This is a genomic window from Luteimonas terricola (assembly GCF_004352845.1).
Lineage (GTDB): Bacteria > Pseudomonadota > Gammaproteobacteria > Xanthomonadales > Xanthomonadaceae > Luteimonas > Luteimonas terricola.
In genome coordinates this window covers 291206-303229 of the sequence record NZ_SJRX01000001.1, presented here as the reverse complement: position 1 = coordinate 303229, position 12024 = coordinate 291206, and the positions used below count along the sequence as shown (strand labels likewise).

Here is a 12024-nt window from a genome sequence, read left to right as displayed (position 1 = left end):
CGCGTGCCGTGGGGTCGGGGGTAGCCGGCAGGAAGCCCCCCGGCCGCGTCCCCCTTCCCCCGCCTGCGGGGGACGGTGCCCGAAGGGCGGAAGGGGGCAGCCCCGCGGGAACGCCGCATGCAGCGCGCCCGAACTGGCGCACACGCCTGCCGGCCGCACTGCGCTGGGGCACGGTCGCGCTGCTGCTGTCGCTGCTCATCCTCGACTTCGCCTTCCCCCCAGCGCTGCCCGAAGCGCGGGACCACGCGACCCTGGTCACCGCGCGTGACGGCACGCCGCTGCGCGCCTTCGCCGACGCCGAAGGCGTGTGGCGCCATCCCGCGTCCGAAGCCACCGTCTCGCCGCTGTACGTCGAAGCGCTGCTGGCCTACGAGGACCGCTGGTTCCGCCGCCATCCGGGGGTGAACCCAGTGACGCTGCTGCGCGCCGCGTGGCAGGCCGCACGCAGCGGTCGGATCGTGTCCGGCGGCTCGACGCTGACCATGCAGGTGGCGCGCATCCTCGAACCGCACCCGCGCACGCTGCCCGGCAAGCTGCGGCAGATGCTGCGCGCGCTGCAGCTCGAGGCGCACCTGTCCAAGGACGACATCCTCAGCCTGTACCTCGAGCGCGCGCCCTTCGGCGGCACCATCGAAGGCGTGGAAGCGGCCAGCTGGGCCTATCTCGGCAAGCCGGCGGCGCGGCTGTCGCACGCCGAGGCCGCGCTGCTGGCGGTGCTGCCGCAGGCGCCGACGCGGCTGCGCCCCGACCGCGCGCCCGAAGCCGCGCGACGGGCGCGCGACAAGGTGCTGCAACGCATGCTCGACCAGGGCCGCTGGAGCCGTGCCGAGGTGGCTGACGCACGGGTGGAAGCGGTCGTCTCGCGCACGCTGAAGCCGCCACTGTCGGCTGCGCTGCTGGCGCAGCGCCTGCGCTCGCAGCGGCCCGGCGCCGAGCGCATCGAATCGACCATCGACGCCGCCCTGCAGCGCACGCTCGAAGAGCGCCTCGGCGCCTATGTCGGCCGCCTGCCCGAGCGCACCTCGGCGGCAGTGCTGGTGGTCGACAACGACACCATGGAGGCGCGCGCCTATCTCGGTACCGCGGCCTTCGGCGACGCCGCGCGCCTGGGCCACGTCGACATGGTGCGGGCATGGCGTTCGCCCGGATCGACCCTGAAGCCCTTCCTCTACGGCATGGCGCTGGACGATGGCCTGGTACATTCGCAGAGCCTGCTGGTCGATGCGCCGCAGTCCTTCGACGGCTACCGCCCGGGCAATTTCGACGCGGCCTTCAACGGCCCGGTGTCCGTGGCCGATGCGCTGCGCCTGTCGCTCAACGTGCCGGCGGTGGACCTGCTGGATCGCGTCGGCCCGGCCCGTTTCGCGGCGCGCCTGGATCATGCCGGCATCGGCCTGCGCTTTCCCCGCGGTGCCAAACCGAACCTCACCCTGATCCTGGGCGGAACGGGCGCGCGCCTGGAGGACCTGGTCGGCGCGCATGCCGCCCTGGTGCGCGGCGGCATTGCCGGGCGCGTGCGCTACGCGGCCGACGATGCGCTGCTGGAGCGGCGCCTGCTGTCGCCGGGTGCGGCCTGGATCGTGCAGGAGATCCTCGCCGCCAATCCGCGTCCCGGCGAGCGCATCGGCACGTTCGATACCGGTCGCCGCCCGCGGGTGGCCTGGAAGACCGGCACCAGCTACGGATTCCGTGACGCCTGGGCGCTGGGCGCCACCCGGCGCTACACGGTGGGCGTCTGGGTGGGACGCCCCGACGGCACGCCGCTGCCCGGCCAGTACGGCGCGGTCACCGCGCTGCCGCTGCTGTTCGAAGTCGTGGACAGCCTGCCGCAGCGTCCGGGCGACGGCGCGCGCCTGCCGCCGCCGGCGAGCGTGTCCGAAGCCGACGTGTGCTGGCCTCTGGGAACGGCGGCCGACGCGCAGCCCGCGGAGACCTGCCAGCGGCGGATGCAGGCCTGGGTGCTGGACGGCGCGGTGCCGCCGACGCTGCCCGAGCGCGACATCCGCAGCTGGGTGGCGGGGCTGGAGCGGATCGACGTGGATGCCGTGACCGGCCAACGGCTCACGGCCGACTGTGCGCGGCCGCACCAGCGACGTGTGCGCAGCATCGCGCGCTGGCCCGCGTTGGCTTCGCCCTGGCTGGGGGCTGCCGAACGCCGTGCATCGCGCCTGCCGCCGCTGGCGTCCGATTGCGTCGACGACGGACGCGGCCACACGGTGGCCATGCACATCGAGGGCGTCAACGACGGCGCACTGCTGCTGCGCGCGCCGGGCTCATCGCGGCCGCCGCGGCTGGCGCTGCGCGCCGTGGGCGTCGACGGCGAGGTGCAGTGGCTGCTCAATGGCCGCCTGGTCGGGCGGACCCGGGGCGGCCAGGTGCTGTGGCGCGAATTCGGCGAGCCCGGGCGCCAGCAGCTCACCGCCCTGGCGGAGGGCGGTGCCTGGGCCAGCCTGGCCTTCGACGTCGGCCGCTGAGCGTCAGATGGCGCCGAGCACGTGCTCGGCCGTGGACACCTTGAGCTCGCCGGGTGCTTCGACGAAGAGCTGCTTGACCACGCCGTCCTCGGCGTAGAGCGCGAAGCGCTTGCTGCGCATGCCCATGCCGAAGGCGGTGCCGTCCATCTCCAGGCCGAGCGCGCGGGCGAGGTCGCCGTTGCCGTCGGACAGCATGCGCAGCCCGGCCGGGACGTGCTGGCTCTCGCCCCAGGCCTGCATCACGAAGGGATCGTTGACCGCCATGCAGGCGACCTCGATGCCGCGCTCGGTGAACTCGCCGAAGCGCTCGACGAAGCCGGGCAGGTGGTGTTCGGAGCAGGTCGGCGTGAACGCGCCGGGTACCGCGAACAGCACCACGTTCTTGTGCGCGAACAGGGTCGGGGTATCGATGGTCTGCACGCCGTCGTCGATGTGCTTGAGCGTGACTTCGGGGATGGCATCGCCGATCTGGATGGGCATGGGGGGCTCCGTATGGGCAGGGGCGGCACCGGGATCGGTCGCCGCACGCGCCATGGTGCCATGCCATGGTGATGCGGGCTTGCGTTGCGCCGCACCGCCCCGATATTGCTAACCTGCCGCCCCCGGCGCACGGCTTGCGGCGGCGCGAGTTGGAGACCGCATGCAGTTCAAGGACTACTACGCCATCCTGGGTATCGAACCCGGCGCCGGCGACGCCGAGATCAAGACCGCCTACCGGCGGCTTGCGCGCAAGTACCATCCCGACGTCAGCAAGGAAGCCGGCGCCGAGGACAAGTTCAAGTCGGTGAACGAGGCCTACGAGGCGCTCCGCGACCCGGAGCGGCGCAAGGCCTACGACCAGCTGCGCAGCCGCGGCTACCGGCCGGGTGACGACATCCAGCCGCCGCCGGGTGGCTTCGGCGGCAACGGCGGCGGGCAGGGCTTCGATTACGAAGAGGTCTTTGGCAGCGGCGGCGGCAACGGCGGCTTCAGCGATTTCTTCGAGAGCCTGTTCCGGCGCCAGGCGCAGCAGCGTGGCGGGCCGGGCTTCGGCACGCCGCCGCGCGGCGACACCCGGGCGCGGCTGGCGGTGCCGTTGGAAACCGTGCACCAGGGCGGTGCGATGCGCATCGCGGTCAAGGGCCGCACGCTCGAGGTCAAGGTGCCGCGCGGGATCCGCCCGGGCCAGGTGATCCGGCTGGCGGGGCAGGGCGAGCACGGCGGCCACCTGCTGCTCGAAGTCGAGTACGGCACGCATCCGCGCTTCGAGGTCGACGGCCGCAACATCCTGTACGCGCTGCAGGTCGCTCCCTGGGAGGCGGCGCTGGGCGCGAGCGTGAGCGTGCCGACCCTGGGCGGCACGGTGGAATTCAAGGTGCCGCCGGGCTCCGAGGCCGGACGCCGCCTGCGGCTGCGCGGCCGCGGGTTGCCCGGCAGCGGCGGCCAGGCCGACGGCGACCAGATCGTGGAGCTGGAGGTGCAGGCGCCGGCGCCACGGGACGACGTGCAGAAAGCCGCCTACGAGGCGCTGCGCGATGCGTTTTCCGGGGACTGGCGGCGCGAGTAGCGCCGCGCCGGTTCAGGCCGCCGTCGGTGGCGTGGGCTCGGTGGCGACCGCCCTGGTGATGGTCTCCGACAGCTCGGTCTCGCTGAAGGGCTTGGTGAGATAGGCGCGCGCGCCCTGGCGCATGCCCCAGACCCGGTCGGTTTCCTGGTCCTTGGTGGTCACCAGGATCACCGGGATGTGCCTGGTGGCCGGGTCGCGGGTGATCGAGCGCGTGGCCTGGAAGCCGTTGAGGTTCGGCATCACCACGTCCATCAGGATCAGGTCCGGCAGCTCGCGCTTCGCGGCCTCGACGCCGGCGGCGCCGTCCTCGGCGGTCAGCGCCTCGTGGCCGAGGCCCTCGACGATGCGGCGGATGCCCATCAGCTGCGACGGTGAGTCGTCGACGATCAGGATGCGCGCCATGGTGTCCCCCGTTGGATAGAGAGCGATTGTAGCCGTCGCGGGCAGCGCTGCAAGCGCGTGCCCGGCTTCACAGTTTTACCAGGGTGCGGCCGAGCGAGCCGCCGGCCAGCATGCGGTCGAACACCGCGGGCAACTGGTCGAGGCCCACCTCGCAGGTACAGATGCGGTCCAGGTGGCGCGGCTTCCACTCGTGGGCCAGGCGGCGCCAGACCTCGTCGCGGATGTCGCGCGCGGTGCCGGCCGAAGCCACGCCCAGCAGCGACACGCCGCGGATGATGAAAGGCATCACCGTCGCAGGCAGCTCATGGGTGGCCGCCAGGCCGGCGCTGGCGACGTTGCCATAGGGGGCAGTCTGCGCAAGCAGGCTGGCCAGCATCGTGCCGCCGACGTTGTCGAGGCCGCCGCCGAAGCGGGCCGACTCCAGCGGTCGCGTGGTGGCCAGGGCGTCGCGGCCGATGACTTCCGTTGCGCCGATCTCCTTGAGGTACGCCGCCTGCCCGGGCTTGCCGCTGACCGCATGCACTTCGTAGCCGGCGCTGGAGAAGATGTCGACGGCCAGCGAGCCGACGCCGCCCGTGGCGCCGGTGACGGCCAGGGGTCCGAGGTCGGGGTGCTGGCGGTTCTCGGTCATGCGCAGCAGCGCCAGCGCCGCGGTGAAGCCGGCGGTGCCGAGCACCATCGATTCGCGCAGCGACAGGCCCGCAGGCAGCGGGATCGCCCACTTCGATTCCACGCGGGCGTACTCGGTGTAGCCGCCGTCGCGGGTCTCGCTCAGGCCGGAGCCCGTCACCAGCACCGCGTCGCCTTCCTTGAAGGCCGGATCGCTGGACGCGACCACGTGGCCGGCGACGTCGATGCCGCCCACCAGCGGGAACCGCCGCAGGATCCTGCCCTTGCCGGTGCCGGCCAGCGCGTCCTTGAAGTTGACCGACGAGAATGCGGTGCGCAGCACCACCTCGCCCGGCGCGAGCTCGTCGATGCCGACCTGCTCGATGCCGCTGCGGTAGCCGGTGTCGTCGTTGTGGATGCGGAAGGCGCGGAAGCTGCGGGGAATCGTCATGCCGTCCTCTCGGGATGCCGCCGGAGTGGCGGCCCGCGTCGATTATCGGCGATCCGTGCGCGTGTGCCCGACCTGCTTCATCGCAGTTCGCGGCTGCGCTTCTCGTCGAGCCATTTCGAGGCCTGCGCGGGCTGGTAACCGCGCATCCAGTCGATCATCGCGCCGATGTCCTGGCCCGTCCACAGGTCATCGCGCTGGCCGGGGTGCAGGAAACGTTCCTCGACCATGCGGTCCATCATCGCGACCAGTGGCTGGTAATACCCTTCGATGTCGAGGATGGCGCAGGGCTTGTTGCCGATGCCCAGCTGGCGCCAGGTCAGCATCTCGACGATCTCCTCGAGCGTGCCGAAGCCGCCGGGCAGGGCGACGAAGCCATCGGCCAGGTCGAACATGCGCGACTTGCGCTCGTGCATCGAACCCACGACTTCAAGCTCGGTCAGGTTCAGGTGCGCCACTTCCATGTCGACCAGCTGCTTCGGGATCACGCCGACCACTTCGCCGCCGGCGGCCAGCACCGCGTCGGCGATCGTGCCCATCAGGCCGATGTTGCCGCCGCCATAGACCAGGCGGATACCGTCGCGGGCCATGCGCGTGCCCAGCGCGATCGCGCCTTCGGCGTAGGCGGGGCGGGCGCCGCTGTTGGAACCGCAGTAGACGCACAGGCTTTTCATGGGCAGGTCATCGGTATTGGCTGGAAAGGACGGCGCCGGGCAGTGCCCGGCGCCGGTTGTTGCTGGGACCGGACGGGGCGTCGACCGCGCCCGCCGCGTACCCTCAGTTCGCCTTGTGGATCGCGCGCTTGTCGACCGCCATGGCGGCATCGTGGATGGCTTCCGACAGGCTCGGATGCGCGTGGCAGATGCGGGCGAGGTCGTCGGCGGAGCCCTTGAACTCCATGGTCAGCACGCCTTCGTGCACCAGCTCGGAGACGTTGGCGCCGACCAGGTGCATGCCGAGCACGCGGTCGGTTTCGGCGTGCGCCAGCACCTTCACGAAGCCGGCCGGCTCGACCATCGCCACCGCGCGGCCGTTGGCGGCGAAGGGGAAGCTGCCCGCCTTGTACGGGACGCCTTCTTCCTTCAGCTGCTGCTCGGTCTTGCCGACCCAGGCCAGCTCGGGCTCGGTGTAGATCACCCAGGGGATGGTGTCCATGTTGACGTGGCCGGGCAGGCCGGCGATCAACTCGGCGACAGCGATTCCTTCCTCGAAGCCCTTGTGCGCCAGCATCGGGCCGCGCACGCAGTCGCCGACCGCCCAGACGCCGTCGACGCCAGTGTGGCAATGCTCGTCGACTTCGATCTGGCCGCGCTCGCTGAGCTTCACGCCGCTGCCCTCGGCCAGCAGGCCCTTGGACGCGGCGCGACGGCCGACGGCCACCAGCAGCTTGTCCACGGTGATGGTCTGCTCGCCCTTCTTGTCCTCGAAGGTGACCTGGACTTCCTTCTTCTTGCCCTTGCCGGTGATCTCGGCCTTCGAAACCTTGGCGCCCAGCTTGATGTCCAGGCCCTGCTTCTTGAATTCGCGCGCGGCGAGCTTGGACACCTCGGCGTCGGCCGCGGCCAGGAAGTCGGGCAGGGCCTCGAGGACGGTGACCTCGGCGCCCAGGCGCTTCCACACGCTGCCCAGCTCCAGGCCGATCACGCCCGCGCCGATCACCGCCAGGCGCTTGGGCACCTCGGTGAACTCCAGCGCGCCGACGTTGTCGACGATGGTGTCGTTGTCGAACTTCGCGAACGGCAGTTCGATGGAATCGGAACCGGCGGCGATGATGACGTTGGTGCCGGTGAGCTCGACTTCGCTGCCGTCGTGTTGCTTGACCTTGACCAGGCGATCGGCGTGCAGGGTCGCGAAGCCGTAGTACGGCGCGACCTTGTTGGCCTTGAACAGCTGTGCGATGCCGCCGGTGAACTGCTTCACGATCTTGTCCTTGCGGCCGATCATGGTCCCGACGTCGATCTTCGCGTCCGTGGCGGAGATGCCGTGTTCGCCGAACACGTGCTGCAGGTTGTGGAACTGGCGCGAGGAGTCCAGCAGCGCCTTCGACGGGATGCAGCCCACGCGCAGGCAGGTGCCGCCGAGCGCCGGCTTGCCGTCCTTGCCCAGGCCCGCGTCGACGCAGGCGACCTTCATGCCCAGCTGCGCCGCGCGGATCGCCGCGTGGTACCCGGCCGGGCCGGCCCCGATCACGACAACATCAAATTGTTCAGCCATTTCATTTCCTCGATTCCCTTCCCCCGCAGGGCGGGGGAAGGTGCCCCCTGAGGGGCGGATGGGGGCAACCTCGCGGGAAAGTCGCTTACATCCCCAGCAGCATGCGGTGCGGGTTTTCCAGCTGGTCCTTGATGTCCACCAGGAACAGCACCGCGTCCTTGCCGTCGATGATGCGGTGGTCGTAGCTGAGCGCGATGTACATCATCGGCGCGGCGACCACGGCGCCGTTCTCGACGATCGGGCGCTCCTTGATGGTGTGCATGCCCAGGATCGCCGACTGCGGCGGGTTGACGATCGGCGTCGACATCAGCGAGCCGAAGGTGCCGCCGTTGGTGATGGTGAAGGTGCCGCCCTGCAGGTCGTCGAGGCCGAGCTTGCCGTCGCGCGCCTTGGTGGCGTAGTCCGCGATCTGCTTCTCGACGTCGGCAAAGCCCATGCGCTCCACGTTGCGCAGCACCGGGGTCACCAGGCCGCGCTCGGTCGACACCGCGATCGAGATGTCGGCATAGCCGTGGTAGATGATGTCGTCGCCGTCGACCGAGGCGTTGACCACCGGGTACTTCTGCAGCGCGTTGGCCGCGGCCTTGGCGAAGAAGCTCATGAAGCCGAGCTTGATGCCGTGCTGCTTCATGAAGGACTCGCCCAGCTCCTTGCGCATGGCCATGACCTTGGCCAGGTTGACCTCGTTGAACGAGGTCAGCATCGCGGTGGATTCCTTGGACTGCATCAAGCGCTCGGCGATGCGCTTGCGGATGCGGGTCATCGGCACGCGCTCTTCCGGGCGCGCGCCGCCACTGACGCCCGCGGTCTTGCCGCTGGCGTAGTTGACCAGGTCTTCCTTGGTGACCGCGCCGCGGCGGCCGGTGCCCTCGACCTGCGCCGGGTCGATGCCGTCCTTCACCGCGGTGAAGCGCGCGCCCGGGGGCAGGTCGCCGGCGCCGGAGGCCGGCGACGGGCGGGTGGACGCGGGCGCCTTGGCCTCGGCCTTGGCGGCCTCGGCCTTCGGCTGCACTTCCTGCGCGCCCGCGGCGGGCTCTTCCTTCGGTGCGTCGGCGGTCTTCGCCGGCGCGGCGCCTTCCTCGATCACCGCCAGCACCTGCTGGCTGGTGACGGTGTCGCCTTCGGCGAATTTGAGTTCCTTGATCACGCCGTCGACGGCCGACGGCACTTCGAGCACCACCTTGTCGGTCTCGAGGTCGACGATGTTCTCGTCACGCGCAACCGCGTCGCCCACCTTCTTGTGCCAGGTGGCGATGGTGGCGTCGGAAACGGATTCTGGAAGTACCGGTACCTTGATCTCGGTGGCCATGGTCTTGATGCGTCCTGGTCGTGGCTGTCAGCGTGTGTGGGGGTCAGTCGGCGGCGAAAACGCTGCCGACGGGCGAGGTGAGTGCGTCGGCGACCAGCTTCTGCTGTTCGACGACGTGGTCGGCGAAGTGGCCGACGGCGGGCGAGGGCGAGCGCTGGCGGCCGGCGTAGTGCAGCTCCAGCTTGGCCGGCACGCAGGCCTGCAGGTGGTGGCGGATCTGGTACCACGCGCCCTGGTTCTGTGGCTCTTCCTGGCACCAGACGACCGAGGTCGCCTTGCCGTAGCGGCCGAGCTCCTCGACCAGCGCGGCGCGTGGGAAGGGATAAAGCTGCTCGACGCGCACCAGGGCGACGTCGTCCTGGCCGCGCTTTTCCACGTCCTCGAGCAGGTCGTAATACACCTTGCCCGAGCACAGCACCACGCGCTTGACCTTCTTCGGGTCCGCCGAGGCGTCGCCGATCAGGTGCTTGAATTCGCCCGTGGCCATTTCGTCCATGCTGGACACCGCGAGCTTGTGGCGCAGCAGCGACTTCGGCGACATCACCACCAGCGGCTTGCGGGTGGTCATGCGCATCTGCCGGCGCAGCATGTGGAAGGCCTGGGCGGGCGTCGACGGCACGCAGACATGCATGTTGTCGAGCGCGCACAGCTGCAGGAAGCGCTCGAGGCGCGCCGAGCTGTGCTCGGGGCCCTGGCCCTCGTAGCCGTGCGGCAGCAGCAGGGTGAGTCCGCTGAGGCGGCCCCACTTGGCCTCGCCCGAGGCGATGAACTGGTCGATCACGACCTGGGCGCCGTTGGCGAAGTCGCCGAACTGGCCCTCCCAGATGCACAGGGTGCTGGGATCGGTGGTGGAGAAGCCGTACTCGTAGGCCATCACCGCCTCCTCGCTGAGCAGCGAGTCGATGATGGTGGCGCGTTCCGGGCGCTCGACCAGCTGGCGCAGCGGGATGTAATAGCTGTCGGTGGTCTGGTCGTGGAGGATCGCGTGGCGATGGCTGAAGGTGCCGCGACCGATGTCCTGGCCCACCAGGCGCAGGCCATAGCCGTCCTCGAGCAGGGTGGCGTAGGCGAGGTTCTCGGCGAAGCCCCAGTCGGCATCGACCTCGCCGGCGGCCATCCTGCGGCGGTCGTCATAGACCTTGGCCACGCGCGAGTGCAGCTTGACCTCGTCGGGGATGGTGGTGATCGCCTGGGCCAGCGCCTTGAGCTTCTTCGCCGGCACCGTGGTGTCGACCTTGTCGGTCAGGTTGCCTTCGAGCAGGCCGGGCCAGTCGACGAACAGGCGGCTCGCGCGCGGGGTCTTTTCGACCTTGGCGAGTTCCGTCGTGACCTCCCCCGAATCGAGCTTGTCGCGGAAGGCATCGACCAGCGCCTGGCCACCCTTCGCAGGCAGCACGCCCCGCTCCTCGAGTGCCGTGGCATAGAGCTCGCGGGTGGTCTTGTGCTTGCGGATGACCTGGTACATCACCGGCTGGGTGATCGCCGGCTCGTCGGCCTCGTTGTGGCCGTGGCGGCGGTAGCAGACCAGGTCGATGACCACGTCCTTGCGGAATTCCTGGCGGAAGTCGTAGGCCAGGCGCGCGGCGAAGGCCACGGCTTCCGGGTCGTCGGCGTTCACGTGCAGCACCGGCGCACCGATCATCTTGGCCACGTCCGTGCAGTACAGCGTGGAACGGGCGTCGGCCACGTTGCTGGTGGTGAAGCCCACCTGGTTGTTGATTACGACATGCACCGTGCCACCGACCGCGAATCCGCGGGCCTGCGACATCTGGAACAGCTCCATCACCACGCCCTGGCCGGCGAAGGCCGCGTCGCCGTGGATGAGGATCGGAATCACCTTGCGGCGGTCTTCGTCGTGGCGGCGCTCCTGGCGCGAGCGCACGGAGCCGGCGACCACGGGGTCGACGATCTCGAGGTGCGACGGGTTGAAGGCCAGCGCAAGGTGCACCGGGCCGCCCTCGGTGGCGACGTCGGCGGAAAAGCCCATGTGGTACTTCACGTCGCCGGCGTGGGCGCGCGGGTCGTACTCGAACTTGCCCTCGAACTCGTCGAACAGCGCGCGCGGACTCTTTCCCAGGATGTTGATCAGGGTGTTGAGGCGGCCGCGGTGGGCCATGCCGATCACGATGTCCTTGACCCCGTCGCTGCCGGCGCTGCGGATCACGGTATCGAGCAGCGGGATCAGGGAGTCGCCGCCTTCCAGCGAGAAGCGCTTCTGGCCGACGTACTTGGTGTGCAGGTAGCGCTCCAGGCCTTCGGCCGCGGTGAGGCGCTCGAGGATGCGGCGCTGTTCGTCGGCCGTGTGGCTGAAGCGGCCGCCGGCGGTTTCCAGGCGTTCGTACATCCAGCGGCGCTGCTCGGCCTGCGGGATATGCATGAACTCGGCGCCGATCGGGCCGGCGTAGGTGGCCTGGAGCAGTCCGAGCAGGTCGCGCAGGTGCATGCGGGGCGCGCCGCCGAAGGTGCTGGTGCCGCCGCCGGGCCCGGTGGCGAACTCGGTGTCGAGGTCGCCGTCGGACAGGCCGTGGAAGGGCAGCTCGAGGTCGGGTGCCTCCGGCAGCTCGGCCATGCCGAGCGGATCGGTGGCCGCGCGCAGGTGGCCGCGCGAACGGTAGGCGGTGATCAGCTTGAGCACCGAGCCCTGCTTGCGCTGGGCCTCGAGATCACCGCCGCCGGCCGAGACCACCACGCCCTTGCGGGCCTCGCGGCCGGCCCGGGCCACGGCGTCCATGACCACGGAGTGGGGGACGTCCCCCGCCTCGCGGCCCTTGAACCCGTCGAACCAGGTCTTCCATTTGTCGCCGACACTGTCGGGGTCCACGAGATACTGCTCGTACAGGTCCTCGATGTAGGCGGCGTTGGCGCCGAGCTGGGAGGACTGCGCAAACTGCTTCAGGAGACTGTCCACGTGGGTCTGGTCGGGCTCTTCTTGAATTGGCGCGCGCCAGTCCCGCAATAACTTGAATGCGGCCGCGGCGCGGGGGCGGGGGAGAACCGCAATTATAGCCGCAGGCCTTGCCGC

The 12024-nt window shown here is 70.2% G+C and carries 9 protein-coding genes; 2 read left to right on the top strand and 7 right to left on the bottom strand.

Translation table 11 applies throughout. The features are described 5' to 3' along the window. Positions 1-146: 146 nt before the first annotated feature. Entirely contained in the window at positions 147-2474 is a 2328-nt protein-coding gene (pbpC, locus tag E2169_RS01445) for a penicillin-binding protein 1C (RefSeq protein ID WP_132985431.1), read from the top strand. 3 nt (positions 2475-2477) lie between these two features. Here pbpC and E2169_RS01440 read toward each other — a convergent pair whose 3' ends face one another. Continuing rightward, positions 2478-2954 carry a peroxiredoxin gene (locus tag E2169_RS01440; RefSeq protein WP_132984841.1) on the bottom strand — a complete coding sequence of 159 codons (477 nt, stop codon included), beginning with the start codon at positions 2952-2954 and terminating at the stop codon, positions 2478-2480. 160 nt (positions 2955-3114) lie between these two features. On the opposite strand from E2169_RS01440, the gene E2169_RS01435 reads away from it, so the two are divergent. Further along, on the top strand, positions 3115-4020 hold the full coding sequence (locus E2169_RS01435) for a DnaJ C-terminal domain-containing protein (protein ID WP_132984840.1): 906 nt from the start codon (positions 3115-3117) through the stop codon (positions 4018-4020). A gap of 12 nt (positions 4021-4032) precedes the next feature. On the opposite strand, the gene pilH is transcribed toward E2169_RS01435, so the two are convergent. The 6 genes from pilH to E2169_RS01405 all read right to left on the bottom strand — a co-directional run bounded on the left by pilH (position 4033) and on the right by E2169_RS01405 (position 11910). Then, the gene (pilH, locus tag E2169_RS01430) at positions 4033-4422 is read right to left on the bottom strand and encodes a twitching motility response regulator PilH (protein WP_132984839.1); all 390 of its coding nucleotides are present in this window, start codon (positions 4420-4422) and stop codon (positions 4033-4035) included. Positions 4423-4489: 67 nt separating this feature from the next. Continuing rightward, positions 4490-5482 (bottom strand): acrylyl-CoA reductase family protein, encoded by a 993-nt coding sequence (locus E2169_RS01425; RefSeq protein ID WP_132984838.1) that lies wholly within the window; start codon positions 5480-5482, stop codon positions 4490-4492. A 77-nt stretch (positions 5483-5559) separates the two neighbouring features. After that, positions 5560-6153, bottom strand: coding sequence for an LOG family protein (locus tag E2169_RS01420; RefSeq protein ID WP_132984837.1), 594 nt, complete (start codon positions 6151-6153; stop codon positions 5560-5562). A gap of 103 nt (positions 6154-6256) precedes the next feature. Then, positions 6257-7693: a dihydrolipoyl dehydrogenase gene (gene lpdA, locus E2169_RS01415; protein WP_132984836.1), complete on the bottom strand. Its 1437-nt coding sequence runs from the start codon at positions 7691-7693 to the stop codon at positions 6257-6259. Positions 7694-7778: 85 nt separating this feature from the next. Then, positions 7779-9002, bottom strand: coding sequence for a dihydrolipoyllysine-residue succinyltransferase (sucB, locus tag E2169_RS01410; protein WP_132984835.1), 1224 nt, complete (start codon positions 9000-9002; stop codon positions 7779-7781). Between the two features lie 43 nt (positions 9003-9045). Then, positions 9046-11910 carry a 2-oxoglutarate dehydrogenase E1 component gene (locus tag E2169_RS01405; RefSeq protein ID WP_132984834.1) on the bottom strand — a complete coding sequence of 955 codons (2865 nt, stop codon included), beginning with the start codon at positions 11908-11910 and terminating at the stop codon, positions 9046-9048. Between the last annotated feature and the right edge of the window lie 114 nt (positions 11911-12024).

Excerpts from the sequence above, each read along its gene's own strand:
- E2169_RS01420 (WP_132984837.1), bottom strand. The coding sequence starts at position 6,153 with ATGAAAAGCCTGTGCGTCTACTGCGGTTCCAACAGCGGCGCCCGCCCC.
- E2169_RS01425 (WP_132984838.1), bottom strand. The coding sequence starts at position 5,482 with ATGACGATTCCCCGCAGCTTCCGCGCCTTCCGCATCCACAACGACGAC.
- pilH (WP_132984839.1), bottom strand. The coding sequence starts at position 4,422 with ATGGCGCGCATCCTGATCGTCGACGACTCACCGTCGCAGCTGATGGGC.
- E2169_RS01435 (WP_132984840.1), top strand. The coding sequence starts at position 3,115 with ATGCAGTTCAAGGACTACTACGCCATCCTGGGTATCGAACCCGGCGCC.
- sucB (WP_132984835.1), bottom strand. The coding sequence starts at position 9,002 with ATGGCCACCGAGATCAAGGTACCGGTACTTCCAGAATCCGTTTCCGAC.
- lpdA (WP_132984836.1), bottom strand. The coding sequence starts at position 7,693 with ATGGCTGAACAATTTGATGTTGTCGTGATCGGGGCCGGCCCGGCCGGG.
- E2169_RS01440 (WP_132984841.1), bottom strand. The coding sequence starts at position 2,954 with ATGCCCATCCAGATCGGCGATGCCATCCCCGAAGTCACGCTCAAGCAC.